Below are 17,174 nucleotides of genomic sequence, written 5' to 3' on the forward strand. Positions count from 1 at the left end.
ATCCTGTCTGCCCGGACCAGGGCGCAGCACCCCTTGATCCGCCCGAAGGAGCCAAGCATGTTCGATACCGACCATGAAGGCCTGCCCGCTACGCCGGGCGTCGGCTATAAACCCCAACATTTCAACGACATTCTAAAGGATGCCGCCCCCGTGGGCTGGCTGGAAATCCACGCCGAAAACTACATGGGCGATGGCGGTCGGCCTTTGGCGCAACTGCGGCATCTGTCCGAACGCTTTCCCATTTCCGTGCATGGCGTTGGCCTGTCGATCGGCGGTGAAGACCCGCTTGATCCGGACCACCTCGCGCGGCTGAAACATCTTGTCGGCTGGCTGAACCCTGCCAGCTTTTCCGAACATCTGGCTTGGTCCACCCATGACAGCCACTTCCTGAACGATCTGCTGCCCCTGCCCTATACCGATACGACCTTGGCGAGCGTCGCAGATCACATAGATCAGGTGCAAGAGGCGCTGGGGCGTCAGATGCTGCTGGAAAACCCCTCCAGCTATCTTGCCTTCACGCAAAGCACGATGAGCGAGACCGACTTTCTGCGCGAACTTGCCCGCCGCACCGGATGCGGATTGCTGCTCGATGTGAACAACGTCTTCGTCTCGGCCACCAATCTGGGCTATTCCCCGATCGAGTATATCGACGCCTATCCGCTTGACCGGGTAAAGGAAATCCATCTCGGCGGCCATGATGAGGATGAAGACGATCACGGCGCGCCCTTGCTGATCGACAGTCACGGCCGCGCGGTCGTTGATCCGGTCTGGACCCTTCTGGACGAGACGCTGGCCCGCACCGGTGCGCGTCCGCTGCTGATCGAATGGGACACGGATGTGCCCGACTGGGCAACGCTGCGGGCAGAGACTATGCGCGCGCAGGATGCTCTGGCTCGGGTGCCCGCATGACCGGGCAACACAGTTTCCGCGCGCCGCTTTTGAACGCAGACCTGGCTATTCCCGACGGGCTGACCGACGGGCTGGGACGCCCGGCAGGGGCGCGCTACAATGTCTATCGCAACAACGTGGCCGTCAGTCTGGCCGAGGCGCTGGAAACCGGATTTCCGGCCATTGCCAAGCTGATCGGGCCCGAGAACTTCCGCATGGTGGCGGCGCGCTACCTGCGCGCCGCGCCGCCCACATCGCCGCTGATGATGCATTACGGCGCAGGTTTTCCCGAGTTTCTCGAAACCGTCGAACCATTGGCGCATCTGGGTTACCTGCCCGATGTGGCACGGCTGGAACTGGCGTTGCGCCGCAGCTTTCACGCCGCAGACCACGCCCCCGCCGATCCCGCCCTGCTGCAAGGCGTGGACGAGGATGCGCTCATGGCCTGTCGGATGACGCTTGCCCCGTCTGCCCATTTGCTACGCTCACCCTGGCCCATCGTGTCGATCTGGGCCTTCAACATGCGCCCCGGCAGTCCCAAACCACAGGCCCGGCCCGAGGACGCGCTGATCCTGCGCGCCGCGTTTGATCCCGAACCGCTTGTCTTGCCCGAAGGCGGCACGGCGTTCGTCACAGCGCTGATACGGGGTGAGAACTTTGGCAGCGCCCTGACCGCGGCGGGCGTTGATTTTGACGTGGGTGCCATGCTCAACCTGCTTTTCACGCACCGCGCCATCGCCGGAATTTCATTCAAGGACACGCCATGAACACGCTGATTACCCTGCACAATCAGATTTTCGAAAGGGTCGAGCGGCTGGATGGTTTGCTGCCCCTGCTGGCCCGGTTCCTGTTCGCAGCGATTCTGCTGCGGTATTTCTGGGCGTCGTCGGCAACAAAACTTGGTGACGGGCTGTTCGGGTTCCTGTTTCCCGCAAGCGGTGCCTATGCGCAGATCTTTCCCAAAGCGTTCGAGGCCGCGAGCTACAACACCGCAAATCTGGGTGCCTTTCACTGGCTGGTGGTTGTTGCAGGCACCTGGGCAGAGTTTCTGCTGCCCCTGCTGATCGTGTTGGGACTTGCCACCCGTCTGGCGGCGCTTGGGATGATCGGGTTCATCGCGGTACAAAGCCTGACCGACCTTTACGGCCATGGCGGGATTGCCCATGAAGGCACGCTTGGCGCATGGTTCGACCGCGCACCCGATGCGCTGATCCTCGATCAGAGGGCACTCTGGATCTTTCTTCTTGTACTGCTCGTCATCAAGGGGGCGGGCCTGCTGTCCGTCGACCGTGCACTGTTCCGGCTTGGTCCCTGGGCACCTGAAAAAGCCTAGAAATGTGCGCGTGGCTCGTCCGGTTTTCCGGCTGCCAATGCCAGCAGCGCGGCAAGTCCAGCAAAGGCGATGGGGAACATGGTGAACACGTTAAAACCGTAGCCCCAATACATGCCTGCGGCGGACAGGGCCAAAAGTACACCAGCCCACAGCGCCCGCGCATGCGCCATTGCACCGCCCGCGATGGCCAGCATCGGGGACAGGACAGACACCACACGAATGACATCCGGATTGGCAAAATTGCCAAAGGCTTCGCCAAGTTCGGTATGCGCGCGCACCAATTCCGTATAACCAAAGCCGAAAAAGCCCACGATCATCCCGAACACACCTGCAATGATGCCCAGTGTCAGCGCCGCATTCCGCATGTTGCGTGCTCCTTTATTGCGTCAGACGGCAAGGGCTGCCTGCACGTCCTTGCCCCAGCCCAGATGCATCTCGTCACCGTTCACAATCAGCGGGCGTTTCATCAGCGTCGGGTGGGCCGCCAGCAGGTCACGTTCAGGGCGCGCCCGCTCTGCCTCGTCAAGGCCACGCCAGGTTGTTGACCGGGTGTTCAGCAAGGCCTTGCCGAAACGCGACAGGGCCGCATCCAACACTTCCGCTGGCATGCCATCGTCTCGCACATCAACAAATTGTATATCTTTCAACGCCTTGCGCGCCGCTCTGCATGTATCACAGTTCTTCAGTCCGTAGAGGATCATGCCACATTCCTTATCATTCTGGCTCAGATAACCACCCTGACGCCACTTTGCGACCCCGTTTTACTTGATTTCCGCACAGGGTTTGCCAAAAATCGGGACGCGACAGTGGTCCCTTGGGTGGTTCAGGGGGCCGGACGTAAGGCAGAAGGAGACACGAGATGCCCAGCGGCACCGTGAAATGGTTCAATACGACGAAGGGCTACGGTTTCATTGCCCCCGACGATGGCGGCAAGGATGTTTTTGTCCACATATCCGCAGTCGAACGGTCCGGCATGACCGGTCTGGCAGATGATCAGAAGGTCGAATATCAATTGAGCGAAGGTCGAGACGGCCGGGAAATGGCCAGCGATTTACGCGCCCTCTGAGACCTGCATGGCCTTACGGAAATGCGCGGCTTTGCAGACCGGATGCAGCAGACCCTGTGTCCATGTATTTTGCAGGGCGAGAGAGCGTGCAGATGCGTGTCTGGTGAGATGGGCCACACAAAATCCGACCACGAGGCACCCGCTTTCGCGGGTGCGGGGTCACTGGTTCTGAAGTTTGGTCGCTTCGTTCCGCGCCAACGAGATCAGATCCGTCATATAGGGCTTGTCCACGTCCTCTGCCCGGATCGCCGCGTAAAGCGTGCGGGTAATACCGTCCTTCGTCAGCGGGCGGGTAACGTAATCCGAGTTGTATTTCACCTCGCGCACGACCCAATCCGGCAAGACGGAAACTCCCCTGTTCGAGGCGACCAGCAACAGGATGACCGCCGTCAGCTCGACACGCCGAATGCTGGCCGGCTCGACCTTGGCGGGCATGAGCAATTGATTGAACACATCAAGCCGCACCCGGTCGACCGGATAGGTGATCAGTGTCTGGCCTTTGAAGTCCTCGGCCTCGATAAACGGTTTCGAGGCCAGGGGATGGACAGAAGCGGCCACAAAGACGGGATTATAGTCGAAAAGCGGCACGAAGGTGATGCCCGCGATTTCCTCGGGATCAGAGGAGACGACCAGATCCACATCTTCCTTTTGCAACGCGGGCAGCGCATCGAAGGCAAGGCCCGCGCGGATGTCCACGTCAACATCGGACCAGTTTTTCCGGAACGATTCGAGCACCGGGAACAGCCATTCGAAACAGGCATGACACTCTATGGCAATGTGCAGCCTGCCCGACCGGCCCGCCCGCAACCCCGAGAACTCTTCCTCCAGTGACTCGATCTGTGGCAGGACCTGTTCGGCAAGGCGCAGAAGACGCAGCCCCGCCGCCGAAAGCTTCATCGGCTTGGACCGCCGCATGAACAGCTCTACCCCGGCCTGATCCTCCAACCCCTTGATCTGATGGCTGAGCGCGGATTGCGTGATGTTCAGCGTGTCCGCCGCACGCGCCAACCCGCCGGCCTGATGAATCGCCCTGATTGATTTCAGGTGTCTGAATTCGATATGCAACCTATCACTCCGCTCATGTTCTTGATGAGATATATGAGTTTGTCTCACATTGGGCTTTGTGTCACAAGACGGCAACCCAGATACGGATGAACAACCATGAACCGCCCAGAGATCTCTTTTGAATTTTTTCCACCTCAGAACCTGGAGGCGTCGTTTCGTCTGTGGGACACGGTGCAGGTGCTGGCACCACTGGCACCGCGCTTCGTCTCTGTGACTTACGGTGCGGGCGGCACCACACGCGACCTGACCCGCGATGCGGTGGCGACGTTACACAAGTCCAGCGGTTTGCAGGTGGCGGCGCATTTGACCTGCGTCAACGCCACCCGCGACGAAACGCTTGGCATCGCTCGTGAATTCGCGGCGGCCGGCGTATCGGACATTGTCGCCCTGCGCGGCGACCCGCCCAAAGGTGCCGACCGGTTCGAACGGCATCCGGGCGGTTTTGCCGATAGCTGCGAGTTGATCGCCGCCCTGCGCGACACCGGTGATTTCACCATTCGTGTCGGTGCCTATCCGGACAAACATCCCGAAGCCGCCGATACGGCAGCGGATGTTGCATGGCTGAAGCGCAAGTTCGAGGCCGGGGCATCCGAGGCGCTGACGCAGTTCTTCTTCGACATTGACAGCTTTCACCGGTTCCGCGACAAGTGCGCAGCAGCTGGCATAGACACCTCAAAGATCGTGCCGGGGATCCTGCCGATCGAGAATTGGAAAGGGGCCGTGCGCTTTGCCAACCGCTGTGGCACACCGGTTCCACAATGGGTTATCGACGCTTTCGAGACAGCAGAGCGTGACGGTCGCGAAGATCTTCTGGCAACGGCGATTTGCAGCGAGATGTGCTCGGACTTGCTGGACGCAGGCGTGGATAAACTGCACTTCTACACAATGAATCGGCCGGAACTGACCCGCGATGTCTGCCACGCGATCGGCGTGACGCCCGAAGTCCGCCTGGAGAATGTGGCCTGAGCCGCAGGGCGGAACAGTCCGACAAAACAAACCGCCGGGTGCCTGATAGCGCCCGGCATTTTTCATTCAAATCGACAGTCACAACGCAGGACTCGTCGCGGCGGATTGCGCGAAACCTGTGCCCGAAGATGTTTCCGTCCCGGGCTTGACCCGGGACCTTGCGTTTGGCGCTACCAGCCTGTCAGTCGCCTGTTTGTCTGCATCCGGGCCGAACCAGCCATACCAAAGGTGCCCTTCGGTTTTGTGTTGCCCGCCATGGCCCCTCTATGTTTCACGGTCAGATCCCAGGCGCGCAGCACGAAGGCACCGCACCCCACGACCGCAGCTTAGAAGGCCTTGAACGTCATCGTGGTCATGGTGCGTTCCAGCCCGTCGATATCCAGCATATGGCTGTTGATGAACTTTCCGACATCCTCGCCTTCGGGAATATAAAGCTTCATCAGCAAGTCATATTCACCGCTGGTCGAATAAAGCTCCGAGTGGATTTCCTTCAGCGCAATGGCATCTGCGACCCGGTAGGTCGTGCCGGGTTTGCAGCGGATCTGGACAAAGACGCAAGTTGTCATGCGCGCTCCTTGGGTGCAACATCAGGTTGGACCAAGGCTGGCACAGCAACAGACCGGACACAATGGGTTTGCACCCTCTTGGCGCGGGGCGGGTGCGCGCCTATAAGCGCCTCACATGACCTGAGGAATGCCCCCAATGCGCCAAGCCGAGATCACCCGCAACACTGCCGAGACGCAAATCAGCGTTTCCGTCAATCTTGACGGCACCGGCAGCTATGACAACCAGACCGGCGTCGGCTTCTTCGATCATATGCTGGACCAGTTGTCGCGCCACTCGATGATCGACATCACCGTGCGCGCGACGGGCGACCTGCATATCGACGATCACCACACGGTCGAGGATACCGGCATCGCGCTGGGACAGGCGCTGGCCGAAGCCGTGGGCGACAAACGTGGCATCCGCCGCTACGGCGAATGCCACTTGCCGATGGACGATGCACAGGTGCGCGCGGCGCTGGATCTTTCGGCGCGGCCTTTCCTTGTGTGGAACGTCGAATTTCCGACGGCAAAGATCGGCACGTTCGACACAGAGCTGGTGCGGGAGTTCTTTCAGGCCCTGGCGACGCATGGCGGCATCACGCTGCATATCGACCAATTGCACGGTTTCAACAGCCACCACATCGCCGAAGCGGCGTTTAAGGCCGTCGCTCGCGCTTTGCGCATCGCCGTGGAACCGGACCCCCGTGCCGGCAACGCGCTGCCTTCCACCAAGGGTGCCCTTTAGAACTGTCGCCCACCAGACGTAACTGCGCCCCACCATCACGAAAGCACCCCCATGCTGACAGTCATCATCGACTATGAAAGCGGCAATCTGCACTCCGCCGAAAAAGCCTTTCAGCGCATGGCGCGCGAAACCGGCTCTGGCGACGTGATCGTGACCGACAAAGCCGAAACCGTCGCCCGTGCCGACCGAGTCGTCTTGCCGGGTGACGGCGCGTTTCCGGCCTGCCAACGCGCATTGACCGGCCATTCGGGCCTGTATGAGGCGATGATCGAGGCGGTCGAGACCCGTGGCCGTCCCTTCCTGGGCATCTGCGTCGGCATGCAACTGATGGCCCGGACCGGGCATGAATACGAAGAGGTGCCCGGCCTAGGCTGGATCGACGGCGAAGTCAGCCATATCTCACCCGCCGATCCCGCGCTGAAAGTGCCGCATATGGGCTGGAACGATCTGGTGATCGACACGCCGCATCCGGTGCTGGACGGCATCGCCACGGGCGATCACGCGTATTTCGTGCATTCGTATCACATGGCGATGCACGACACCGCGCAGCGCCTTGCCCATGTCGATTACGGCGGCGATGTCACTGCCATTGTGGGTGCGGGCAACAAGCTGGGTTTCCAGTTTCATCCCGAGAAAAGCGCCGATGCCGGCCTGCGGATGATTGCAAACTTCCTGCGCTGGACGCCGTAAGACATCAGATTGGACAGCCCGGCATATCCGAAACGCTCCGCGACCGCATGAGGTGATCGCGAAGCGTTCCTGCCTGCGGTTCAGTCGGTCGTCTCGGCGTGGAATGTCTCCAACTCGGGCCGTTTGCCGATGGTGATATGGTCGATCTCTTCCATGGCAAACCCGCGTATCAGCGACGGGATCATCATGCAGACCAGCACAAAGATCGGCAGGCCGACCACGGTGATCACCTGTTGCAGTGCCGCCAGACCGGCATCGCCGGCAAGGATGATCAGCATGGCCGCGACCAGGCCTTCGGCAGCCCCCCAGAACACCCGCTGCCGCACCGGTCCGGGTTCTGCGTCGCCCGTACACAGCATATCCACCACCAGCGAGGCAGAGTCCGATGACGTGGCAAAGAAAATGGCCACGATCAGAACCGCGAACCCCTGCATGAAGGTCGTGAAGGGGAAGTGTTCGAAGAAGGCGAATATGGCCAAGGGCACGCTTTCGGCAACGGCGGCACTGATTTCGCCCGCCTGATCGCCAAGGGCGGCACGCGCCGCAAGGCCCAGACCGTCAAACTCCATCGCTTGCCAGCCGAAGATCGAGAACCAGATCAGCGTGAAAAGCGACGGTGCCAGCAGAACACCAAAGACAAACTGCCGAATGGTCCTCCCGCGCGAGATTCGCGCCACGAAGATGCCGATGAAGGGCGACCAGGTGACGGTCCATGCCCAGTAAAAGACCGTCCAGGAACCTTGCCAGCCCCAGTTGGCATTCTCCGGGTTTTCATTTGCCAGCATGTCATTCCAGAATGCCAGATGCGGAAGGTTTTCGAAATACAGGCCGAATGTCTCGACCAGTCCGCGCAACAGAAATAACGTAGATCCGAAAACCAGCACGAATATCATCAGCCCGACGGCCAAGCCGATATTGAGGTTCGACAGGAACTTCACCCCCTTGTCGAGACCAACAACGATCGAAGAAATCGCCACCAGCGTCAGCGCGGTCAGAATCAGAACCTGAACCTCGGCACCGTCACCGGTCCCGAACAACTCGTTCAACCCCGCCGCAATCTGGCTGGATCCAAGCCCCAGCGACACCGCCACGCCAAAAAGCGTCCCGAGGATAGACGCCACGTCAATGGCCTTGCCCACCGGGCCGTAGATCCTGTCGCGCAAAAGCGGATAGAAAACCGACGACACACGCACCGGCAGCTCGTAGCGGTTGATAAAATAGGCAAAGGCCAACCCCGGCAGCGTGAAGATCGTCCATGTGTGCAGGCCAAGGTGATAAACGGCGATGGAGATGGCATCGCGGGCGGCCGCCTCTGTGTAAGGTTCAACTCCCGGCAGCGGCGGATTGGCAAAGTGCGAAATCGGCTCTGCCACGCCCCAGAACATCAATACCGTGCCGATGCCACCGGCAAACAGCATGGTGAACCAGCTTAGATTGGAATATTCCGGGCGCGATCCCTTGGGGCCAAGCCGGATGTGACCATGCCGTGACATCGCTGCCCAGATCAGAAAGCCAAGCCAGACATTTACCCCCAGAATGAAAAACCACCCGAGGTTGGTGACAATCCACGCCCGTCCCGTTGCAAAGGAGTCGCCGATCTGGTCAGGGAAAAGGACAAGTGCAATAACAAAAACAAATGTTAACGCTGCTGCCGAGAAAAAGATTGTCGGATCGGTTTTCAATCCAAGTCGTTGGACAAGTGTTTGCACGGGTGCCCCCACAATTTAGGTCAATTCGGGCATAACGCAGACGTGACTCATATTGTTCCCGGATAAGTTGAAATCTGAATAAACTGCCATGCTTGCCGCCTCTTGATCTCAATCAGAGACCTTCGGTGCATCAAGATTCGTCCTGACTGATCCTGCCGGATGCGGCCCATCCTTGGCGAAACCGTAACACGCATGTCGGCATAGGCGCTGATTTGTCCTCACTGACATTTGGGAAATACGCCTCAGACACGAATGGCGAAGCGGCTGTCCAAAGCCGGTGCCGCAAAAGAATGGGTTGGAAACGGCCTTACTTCAGATTGCCTTGCTTCGGAAACTCTCGCAAGCTGCGCGCTCTTTCAGACGCCCCGGCTTTGGTTCCAGCCGGCCCGTGGGATTGCCCTAAAGACGAGCGCGGCAATATTGGCCTTGACCTGACGGGCAATCGTGCGAAACAGCGTGCATGGCACAGGCAGAACTGACGATTGATCTGGGCGCACTGGTTGCAAACTGGCAGGCGCTGAACGCATTGAGCGGGTGTGAAACCGGCGCGGTGGTAAAGGCCGACGCCTACGGATTAGGGGCGGAACGTGTCGCCCCTGCCTTGGCTGCGGCGGGGGCGCGGTGTTTCTTTGTGGCGCTGGCCGAAGAAGGTGCGGCGCTTCGCCAGATCCTTGGCAACGGTCCCGATATCTGCGTCTTTTCCGGCCACATGGCGGGCGATACCGCACTGATCCGTGATGCGGACCTGGTGCCGATGATCAACTCCATCGATCAAATGTCGTGCCATATCGAAACGCTGCCCGATGCCCGTTTCGGTATCCAGCTCGACAGCGGCATGAACCGTCTGGGGATGGAACCCGCCGAATGGTCCGCCCTGCGCGGGGTGTCGCTCAACCAGCCGCCGGTGCTGGTGATGAGCCATCTGGCCTGCGCGGATGAGCCTGACCACCCGATGAACGCGCAGCAGTTGCAAACCTTTGTCGAGATGACCGACGGGATCGACGCGCCGCGCTCGCTGTCTGCGACGGGCGGCATTCTGCTGGGCAAGGATTATCATTTCGAACTGACCCGCCCCGGTATCGGTCTGTATGGCGCATTGCCCTTTGCCGACGCGCGGCCCGTCGCGCATCTGTCGATCCCGGTGATCCAGACCCGAGAGCTGACGCCGGGCGAAACCGTGGGATATGGCAACACCTGGACCTCGGATGCCCCGTCGCGCATCGCGACGATTGCCGCAGGCTATGCCGACGGAATCATCCGCGCGATGGGCCCAAGCACATATCTTTGGGCGGGCGAGACGCGCTGCAAGATCGTCGGGCGGATTTCAATGGACCTGATCGGGGTCGACATCAGCAACCTGTCCGAAGACCCTGACAGTTTTCAGCTTTTGGGCCATCAACAGTCTGTCGATACGCTGGCCGATGCCGCCGGAACCATCGGTTATGAGATCCTGACATCGCTGGGCAATCGGTATGCGCGCCGGTATGTCGGGCCATGATTCTGACCCGCCCCATTGCCGCTTTGGGTCGCAATGTATTGCAGCTTCTGGCCGCCATTGGACGCGTGGTGATTTTTGCAGGCCAGACTGTCAGCCATCTGTTCCGCCCGCCCTATTATCACCGTGAGTTCTTTCAGGCGCTGGTGCAGATCGGCTGGCTGTCGCTGCCCGTTGTCGGGCTGACGGCCCTGTTCACCGGCGGCGCGCTGGCCCTGCAAATCTACGCGGGCGGCGCGCGGTTCTCGGCAGAGGCGGTTGTGCCCTCCATCGTCGCCATCGGCATGGTCAGAGAGCTTGGCCCGGTTCTGGGTGGGTTGATGGTGGCCGCACGGGTTGCGTCCTCCATCGCGGCAGAGCTGGGCACGATGAAAGTCACCGAACAGATCGACGCGCTGGTGACGCTGTCCACCAATCCGATGAAATACCTGACGCTTCCCAGGGTGCTTGCCGCAACGCTGGCCGTGCCGGTTCTGGTGGCTGTGGGCGACGCCATCGGCATATTCGGCGGATATATCGTTGGCGTGACCCGGCTGGATTTCAACGCCGCTGCCTATCTCAAGAACACCGTGGATTTTCTGGAATTCTGGGATGTTGCCTCGGGCCTGTTCAAAGGGGCTGCCTTCGGGTTTCTGGTGGCGCTGATGGGCTGCTATTACGGCATGAATTCGGGCCGGGGCGCACAGGGCGTCGGACGCGCGACCAAGGCGGCGGTGGTGTCTGCGTCTGTGCTGATCCTGGCCGCCAACTACATCCTGACCGAGGTGTTCTTTTCGGCATGATTGACCTGCGCGACATTCATAAAAGCTTTGGCAGCAACCATGTGCTGCGCGGCGTCAACCTTGCCGTGTCAAAGGGCGAGTCGCTGGTAATCATCGGCGGCTCTGGCACGGGCAAATCGGTGGCGTTGAAATGCATCCTTGGGCTGGTCAAGCCCGACAGCGGCCAGATCAGCGTCGGCGGACGCGATGTGAATACCGGCGACCGCGACACGTTTCTGGCGCGCTTCGGCATGTTGTTTCAGGGCGGCGCGCTGTTCGACAGCCTTCCTGTCTGGCAAAACGTGGCCTTTCGCCTGCTGCGCGGCGCGCTTAAACGTCCGCATGACGAGGCCCACGCCATCGCCGTGGAAAAGTTGCGCCGTGTCGGGTTGAAACCTGACGTGGCCGACAAGTTTCCCGCAGAATTGTCCGGCGGGATGCAAAAACGCGTAGGGCTTGCACGGGCGATCTGCGCCGATCCCGACATCATCTTCTTCGACGAACCCACCACCGGGCTGGACCCGATCATGGCCGGTGTCATCAACGAGCTGATCCGCGAAATCGTTGTCGAAATGGGGGCGACGGCGATGACCATCACCCATGACATGACCTCTGTGCGGGCGATTGCCGACAAGGTGGCCATGCTGCATGATGGCGTCATCCAATGGACCGGGCCAGTGACTGATCTGGACAACAGCGGCGATCCCTATCTCGACCAATTCATCCATGGCCGCGCAGAAGGCCCGATAGAGGCCGTGAGGTAAGCAAGATGTTCGAACCTGACTTTCCCGTCATGGCGCTGCTGATCACCCGCAGATTCGTGTTTCCCGAGGCGATCCTGTTGCTGGCATTGCTGCGCCTCATCCTCGGTCAAGGATGGGTACGACTGCCTGCCGCCGCCGCTTTTCTGTTTGCTGCCGCGATCACCGCCACTGTGTTCGCTCCGGCCTTGGGCCTGTCGGGCTCTGCGCTTTATGGGACCGCCGCCCGCGCTCTGGTGTCAGGCGGAATCGCATTGCTGCTCGTCCCGTCAGCGCTGCTGCTGATCGGTACGTTCTCGCGCCAGCGCCCTTGGCCGTGGATAGAGATTGCCGTGGTGGCACTGTCCGTCGCCTTTATCCTCCTTTGGGCCGCGACACGCATCTGACAGCCATCGCAAAATGCCCGTTGCGCGTATTTCCCCAGCTTTGAAGGACTGACCCCGTGCTGCGCTGGCTGAACCTGTCCCTGCTGATCCTCTACCCGGTCGCGTGGTGCGCACCGCTGATCCGCGCAGGCCTTCTGCCGCTGTTCGGTCTGAGCGAGATTTCCGTTTTAAGCGGGCTTCAGTCACTTTGGGAAACGGACGTCTTTCTGGCCCTGCTGGTCACGGCATTGGCGCTGTTTGTGCCCTATCTCAAAACCATAGGTCTGGCGCTGATCCAATTCGGCATGATGCGCCGTCGCATGCTTGGCGCGTTGAACATGCTGGGCAAGCTGGCGATGGCGGATGTCTTTCTGATCGCGCTTTATATCGTTGTGGCAAAGGGCGTTGGCGTGGGTCGTGTCGAAACCGCCTGGGGTCTCTACCTGTTCACCGCTTGCATCTTCGCCTCACTGTCGATCGGTTTGCTGACGGCGAAAAATCTCCGGCGTTGATCGAAGCGGACCATGACATTGATAGCTGGGTCATGTTTCCGGGGGCCTCGCGGATCACATCACAGCCCGCGCCGCGACCGGGACGTGGCCTTTTTCGACGCGCGCCGCGCAACGAAGCCACCCTGCCCTTATGGCAGGGCTTGCGGGGGCTGCCTGTTTGTTCCACAAGATCGCGCATGGCCAAAGCATCCCTTTCCTATGTCTGTTCATCCTGCGGGGCCGCAACCTCCAAGTGGTCGGGCCGCTGCGAGGCGTGCGGCGCGTGGAATACGATCACCGAGGATGCCGGCATCAGCGCAGGCCCCCCAAAGAAGACGCTTGGCAAATCCCGTGGCCGCACCGTGCCGCTGACGGACCTGTCCGACGAAGAGGCCCCGCCGCCGCGCACCTCTTGCGGCATGAACGAGCTGGACCGTGTGCTGGGTGGCGGTCTTGTGCCGTCCAGCGCCATTTTGGTCGGCGGCGATCCGGGGATAGGCAAATCCACCCTGCTGTTGCAAGCTGCGGCGCAATTCGCCCGTGCGGGTCTGAAAGTGATCTATGCCAGTGGCGAAGAGGCCAGCGCGCAGGTGCGGATGCGCGCGCAAAGGCTGGGGCTGGCCGATGCCTCGGTGAAACTGGCCGCCGAGACCAATCTGCGCGACATCCTGACCACGCTGGAGGCGGAAGCCCCGCAACTGGTGATCATCGATTCCATCCAGACCATGTGGGCCGATCATGTTGACAGCGCGCCGGGCAGCGTCAGTCAGGTTCGCGCGGCCGCACATGAGCTGACCAGCTTTGCCAAGCGGCGCAATACATCGGTTATCATGGTGGGGCATGTCACCAAGGACGGGCAGATCGCCGGTCCGCGCGTGGTTGAACATATGGTCGACACGGTGCTGTATTTCGAAGGCGAACGCGGCCACCAGTTTCGCATCCTGCGCGCCGTCAAGAACCGCTTTGGCCCGGCCGATGAAATCGGCGTGTTCGAGATGACCGGCGCGGGTCTGGCCGAGGTTGCCAACCCCTCGGCGCTGTTCCTGTCCGAACGCGGCCAGCCGACGCCCGGATCTGCCGTTTTTGCGGGGATCGAAGGCACCCGCCCGGTTCTGTGCGAATTTCAGGCACTGGTCGCGCCCTCGCCGCATTCACAGCCGCGCCGCACGGTCGTGGGCTGGGATGGCGGGCGTCTGGCGATGATACTCGCCGTGCTGGAGGCGCGCTGCGGCATTCCATTTGCCGGGCTTGATGTCTATCTGAACGTCGCGGGCGGCATGAGAATCTCTGAACCTGCCGCAGATCTGGCTGTGGCGGCGGCGCTACTGTCGGCGCGCGAAGACACGGCTTTGCCCGCCGAATGTGTCGTTTTTGGCGAAATAAGCCTATCAGGGGCCTTGCGGCCCGTAGGTCAAACGGAAAACCGGTTGAAAGAGGCGCAAAAACTTGGTTTCACCTCGGCCATCGTGCCGGAAGGCGGCAAGTCGGGTGGGACCAGCGATATGGCTCTGACCCGGATGAGCGATCTGGCCGCCTTCGTAGGCGAGATCTTCGGCGCGGGTTAGGGACAAACAGAGGGACAGGGTTCTTGGAAGGTTTCACCATCATTGACGGCGTGGTGGCCGTTGTCATCATTCTGTCCGCGCTTTTGGCCTATTCCCGTGGGCTGGTCCGCGAAGTCATGGCCATTCTGGGATGGATCGCGGCGGCAATTCTCGCGTTCATCTTCGCGCCGCAAGTGCAGCCGCTGGTCAAGGAGTTGCCCTTCATTGGCGATTTCATCGCCGACAGTTGCGAATTGTCGATCATCGGCGGGTTCGCGGCCGTCTTTGCGGTGGCCCTTGTCCTCGTGTCGCTGTTCACGCCGCTGTTTTCATCGCTGATCCAACGATCTGCGCTTGGTGGTCTGGATCAGGGGCTGGGGTTCCTCTTTGGGGTCGTGCGCGGTGTGCTGTTGGTGGCGATTGCCTTCTTTGTCTACGATACCGTGCTGGCCGCGCAGGATGTGGCGATGGTGGATAACAGCCGCTCTGCCAAGGTGTTTTCACAGTTCACCGGCAATATCGAAGATCGCAACCCGGAACAGGCACTTGGCTGGATCACCACGCAATACGAACAGCTTGTTGGCGTGTGCGACACCCCGACCTGACACTGTGCCCCCGTTTTACGACACCGGCCCGTGCCTCACCGCGCGGGCCGTTTGCATTCCGGCTATCGGTCAGGCCCCTGCCCCGGCGCGTCGCGGCCGCGACGCCCTGCGGCGGAACGGCAAGCGCAGAGCACCGATCAGCATGGACAAGGCCAGACTGCCCGCCAGAAACCCGGTCCCGGCAAATATGACGCCCTCAAAGGTCAAAGGTGCGGCGGGCTTGTAATCGCGCCATGCAGCGCGGGCAATCTGCGGATCGCTCAGATGCGCGATACGGCTTGCACGGGTGAACGGCCCTGCCGCCCGCAAGGCGTCAAGATCGGCGGACAGATCGCGATGGCGTGCAATGGTCCGGGTGATGGTCTGGCTGCGCCGCGCGCCAAATGCGCCGCTCTCGCCAAGTTCCGACAACGCCTCTTGCCGGGACATGCCGACGGCGCTTGCATCCCGGTCGAACTGATCCACGACACGGGCCAGCTCATCGACCGCCCCGCCAAGCCGTTGCGTGTATTGCTGCGAAAACTCGGGAAACTGCGACAGGCCCGCCGCGCCTGCCAGCCCGCCTGCCAAGGTGAGTGCCCGTACAATCATATGCCTGCCCTTTTTATTGGGCAGCATAGCATTATCGCGGCACCGCGAACAGATTCGGGTGCCGCAAAACCTTAGACGGCGGCACGCCCGTAGATCTGGGCGATCCGTTCTATCGCCTGTTCGGGCGGCAGTTCTTCGGATGTGCCCGTCCGGCGCGAGGTCAGTTCCACGACGCCGTTTTTCAACCCGCGCGGACCGACGGTGATCCGCCAAGGCAGACCGATCAGGTCCATGCCGGCAAATTTCGCGCCCGCGCGTTCGTTGCGGTCATCATATAACGGCTCCAGCCCCAAGGCGGTCAGTGACGCGTATAGCGCCTCGCAGGCACCGTCGGCCTCTTCGTCGCCTTGCTTGAGGTTGACGATCCCGCAATGGAACGGCGTTACACCTTCAGGCCAGATGATGCCCTTGTCGTCATGGCTGGCCTCGATGATCGCGCCGACCAGACGCGACACGCCGATCCCGTGGCTGCCCATATGGACCGGCACGCGGTTGCCGTCGCTGTCAGCGACCGTGGCCCCCATCGCTTCGGAATATTTGGTGCCGAAATAGAAGATCTGGCCAACCTCGATGCCCCGCGCCTGACGGCGACGCTCTTCTGGCACCTCATTGAACAGGGCCTCGTCATGCGTCTCGTCCGTGCGGGCGTAGCGGCTGGTGAATTCCTCCAGAACGGCCTGACACTGCGCATGGCTGTCATAGTCAATCTCGCGGGTGCCGAATTTCAGATCGGTGATCTGCGCATCATAGAACACTTCCGACTCGCCAGTGTCTGCCAATACGAGGAATTCATGCGTGTTGTCGCCGCCGATGGGTCCGCTATCCGCGCGCATCGGGATCGCTTGCAGCCCCATGCGTTCATAGGTGCGCAGGTAGGTGACGAGGTGACGGTTATAGGCATGCAACGCGTCCTCTTTAGTCAGGTCAAAATTATACCCGTCCTTCATGTAGAATTCGCGGCCCCGCATCACGCCAAAGCGCGGGCGGATCTCGTCGCGGAATTTCCACTGGATCTGATAGAGCGTCAGCGGCAGGTCTTTATAGCTGCCCACATGGCTGCGGAAAATATCCGTCACCAGTTCTTCCGCCGTGGGGGTGAACAGCATGTCGCGATCATGCCGGTCTTTCATCCGCAGCATTTCCTGACCGTAAGCGTCATAACGACCGGATTCGCGCCACAGGTCGGCGCTTTGCATCGTCGGCATCTGAATGGCGATATGGCCTGCGCGGGCCTGTTCGTCGTGAACGATATTCTCGATCTTGCGCAGCACCTTGAAGCCCAGTGGCAGCCAGGAATAAATCCCCGCCGACGCCTGTTTTATCATGCCTGCACGCAGCATGTAGCGATGCGAGACGATCTGCGCCTCGGAGGGCGTTTCCTTGAGCACGGGCAGAAAATAGCGGCTGAGACGCATGATGAGTCCTTGGCGAAGAATTGACAGTCCGACAGGGTGTAGGGCCTTGCCCCCTGTCTGCGCAAGCGGTGCCGCATCATTTTTTGGCCAGCCTCTGCTTGCATGACTCGGCCAGTTGGGCAATGAGTGACCCTGAGAG

Annotated in this window: 21 protein-coding genes; 14 read left to right on the forward strand and 7 right to left on the reverse strand. The window is 60.8% G+C overall.

All coding sequences use genetic code 11. The features are described 5' to 3' along the window. Nucleotides 1-57: 57 nt before the first annotated feature. The 3 genes from bufB to DMZ65_RS02550 are packed head-to-tail and all read left to right on the forward strand — an operon-like array spanning nt 58 to nt 2,221. Nucleotides 58-909: an MNIO family bufferin maturase gene (bufB, locus tag DMZ65_RS02540; RefSeq protein WP_116597301.1), complete on the forward strand. Its 852-nt coding sequence runs from the start codon at nt 58-60 to the stop codon at nt 907-909. Beyond that, nucleotides 906-1,655 carry an HvfC/BufC N-terminal domain-containing protein gene (locus tag DMZ65_RS02545; protein WP_116597302.1) on the forward strand — a complete coding sequence of 250 codons (750 nt, stop codon included), beginning with the start codon at nt 906-908 and terminating at the stop codon, nt 1,653-1,655. The genes bufB and DMZ65_RS02545 overlap by 4 nt, the downstream gene beginning before the upstream one ends. Continuing rightward, a complete protein-coding gene (locus DMZ65_RS02550; RefSeq protein WP_116597303.1) occupies nt 1,652-2,221 on the forward strand; it encodes a DoxX family membrane protein in 570 nt (189 codons plus the stop codon). The genes DMZ65_RS02545 and DMZ65_RS02550 overlap by 4 nt, the downstream gene beginning before the upstream one ends. Here DMZ65_RS02550 and DMZ65_RS02555 read toward each other — a convergent pair. Next, nucleotides 2,218-2,586 carry a hypothetical protein gene (locus tag DMZ65_RS02555; protein WP_116597304.1) on the reverse strand — a complete coding sequence of 123 codons (369 nt, stop codon included), beginning with the start codon at nt 2,584-2,586 and terminating at the stop codon, nt 2,218-2,220. The two genes, DMZ65_RS02550 and DMZ65_RS02555, sit on opposite strands and share 4 nt — an antisense overlap. Nucleotides 2,587-2,607: 21 nt before the next feature. Continuing rightward, a complete protein-coding gene (locus DMZ65_RS02560; protein ID WP_116597305.1) occupies nt 2,608-2,922 on the reverse strand; it encodes an ArsC/Spx/MgsR family protein in 315 nt (104 codons plus the stop codon). Nucleotides 2,923-3,080: 158 nt separating this feature from the next. Between DMZ65_RS02560 and DMZ65_RS02565 the strand changes: the two genes are divergently transcribed. After that, nucleotides 3,081-3,287, forward strand: a complete 207-nt coding sequence (locus DMZ65_RS02565) for a cold-shock protein (RefSeq protein WP_116597306.1) — start codon at nt 3,081-3,083, stop codon at nt 3,285-3,287. 159 nt (nt 3,288-3,446) lie between these two features. Here the strand turns inward: DMZ65_RS02565 and DMZ65_RS02570 are convergent, their stop codons facing one another. Then, on the reverse strand, nt 3,447-4,352 hold the full coding sequence (locus tag DMZ65_RS02570; RefSeq protein WP_116597307.1) for a LysR family transcriptional regulator: 906 nt from the start codon (nt 4,350-4,352) through the stop codon (nt 3,447-3,449). Nucleotides 4,353-4,448: 96 nt separating this feature from the next. Here DMZ65_RS02570 and metF point away from each other — a divergent pair, with 96 nt between their 5' ends. Next, nucleotides 4,449-5,318, forward strand: coding sequence for a methylenetetrahydrofolate reductase [NAD(P)H] (metF, locus tag DMZ65_RS02575; RefSeq protein WP_116597308.1), 870 nt, complete (start codon nt 4,449-4,451; stop codon nt 5,316-5,318). Between the two features lie 326 nt (nt 5,319-5,644). Here metF and DMZ65_RS02580 read toward each other — a convergent pair whose 3' ends face one another. Further along, nucleotides 5,645-5,884 carry an Lrp/AsnC ligand binding domain-containing protein gene (locus DMZ65_RS02580; protein ID WP_116597309.1) on the reverse strand — a complete coding sequence of 80 codons (240 nt, stop codon included), beginning with the start codon at nt 5,882-5,884 and terminating at the stop codon, nt 5,645-5,647. 136 nt (nt 5,885-6,020) lie between these two features. Here DMZ65_RS02580 and hisB point away from each other — a divergent pair, with 136 nt between their 5' ends. Both hisB and hisH read left to right on the forward strand, forming a co-directional pair. Further along, entirely contained in the window at nt 6,021-6,608 is a 588-nt protein-coding gene (gene hisB / locus DMZ65_RS02585) for an imidazoleglycerol-phosphate dehydratase HisB (protein ID WP_116597310.1), read from the forward strand. 51 nt (nt 6,609-6,659) lie between these two features. Next, nucleotides 6,660-7,298, forward strand: coding sequence for an imidazole glycerol phosphate synthase subunit HisH (gene hisH / locus DMZ65_RS02590; RefSeq protein WP_116597311.1), 639 nt, complete (start codon nt 6,660-6,662; stop codon nt 7,296-7,298). A gap of 80 nt (nt 7,299-7,378) precedes the next feature. On the opposite strand, the gene DMZ65_RS02595 is transcribed toward hisH, so the two are convergent. Next, nucleotides 7,379-9,007 carry a BCCT family transporter gene (locus tag DMZ65_RS02595; RefSeq protein ID WP_116597312.1) on the reverse strand — a complete coding sequence of 543 codons (1,629 nt, stop codon included), beginning with the start codon at nt 9,005-9,007 and terminating at the stop codon, nt 7,379-7,381. A gap of 460 nt (nt 9,008-9,467) precedes the next feature. On the opposite strand from DMZ65_RS02595, the gene alr reads away from it, so the two are divergent. The 7 genes from alr (at nt 9,468) to DMZ65_RS02630 (ending at nt 15,029) form a co-directional block, all read left to right on the forward strand. Beyond that, nucleotides 9,468-10,505, forward strand: a complete 1,038-nt coding sequence (alr, locus tag DMZ65_RS02600; RefSeq protein ID WP_116597313.1) for an alanine racemase — start codon at nt 9,468-9,470, stop codon at nt 10,503-10,505. Then, nucleotides 10,502-11,284 carry an MlaE family ABC transporter permease gene (locus DMZ65_RS02605; RefSeq protein ID WP_116597314.1) on the forward strand — a complete coding sequence of 261 codons (783 nt, stop codon included), beginning with the start codon at nt 10,502-10,504 and terminating at the stop codon, nt 11,282-11,284. Before alr ends, DMZ65_RS02605 begins: the two co-directional genes overlap by 4 nt. Continuing rightward, a complete protein-coding gene (locus tag DMZ65_RS02610; RefSeq protein WP_116597315.1) occupies nt 11,281-12,027 on the forward strand; it encodes an ABC transporter ATP-binding protein in 747 nt (248 codons plus the stop codon). The genes DMZ65_RS02605 and DMZ65_RS02610 overlap by 4 nt, the downstream gene beginning before the upstream one ends. A gap of 5 nt (nt 12,028-12,032) precedes the next feature. Then, nucleotides 12,033-12,410, forward strand: coding sequence for a hypothetical protein (locus DMZ65_RS02615; RefSeq protein ID WP_157960542.1), 378 nt, complete (start codon nt 12,033-12,035; stop codon nt 12,408-12,410). Nucleotides 12,411-12,466: 56 nt separating this feature from the next. Continuing rightward, on the forward strand, nt 12,467-12,901 hold the full coding sequence (locus DMZ65_RS02620) for a paraquat-inducible protein A (RefSeq protein WP_116597317.1): 435 nt from the start codon (nt 12,467-12,469) through the stop codon (nt 12,899-12,901). 176 nt (nt 12,902-13,077) lie between these two features. Then, the gene (gene radA, locus DMZ65_RS02625) at nt 13,078-14,445 is read left to right on the forward strand and encodes a DNA repair protein RadA (protein ID WP_116597584.1); all 1,368 of its coding nucleotides are present in this window, start codon (nt 13,078-13,080) and stop codon (nt 14,443-14,445) included. A 23-nt stretch (nt 14,446-14,468) separates the two neighbouring features. Then, nucleotides 14,469-15,029, forward strand: a complete 561-nt coding sequence (locus tag DMZ65_RS02630) for a CvpA family protein (protein WP_116597318.1) — start codon at nt 14,469-14,471, stop codon at nt 15,027-15,029. Nucleotides 15,030-15,098: 69 nt separating this feature from the next. Here the strand turns inward: DMZ65_RS02630 and DMZ65_RS02635 are convergent, their stop codons facing one another. After that, nucleotides 15,099-15,620, reverse strand: coding sequence for a DUF2937 family protein (locus DMZ65_RS02635; RefSeq protein WP_116597585.1), 522 nt, complete (start codon nt 15,618-15,620; stop codon nt 15,099-15,101). A 71-nt stretch (nt 15,621-15,691) separates the two neighbouring features. Next, nucleotides 15,692-17,035, reverse strand: a complete 1,344-nt coding sequence (gene proS / locus DMZ65_RS02640; RefSeq protein ID WP_116597319.1) for a proline--tRNA ligase — start codon at nt 17,033-17,035, stop codon at nt 15,692-15,694. Nucleotides 17,036-17,174: the final 139 nt, after the last annotated feature.

This window comes from Primorskyibacter marinus, from assembly GCF_003313245.1.
Lineage (GTDB): Bacteria > Pseudomonadota > Alphaproteobacteria > Rhodobacterales > Rhodobacteraceae > Primorskyibacter > Primorskyibacter marinus.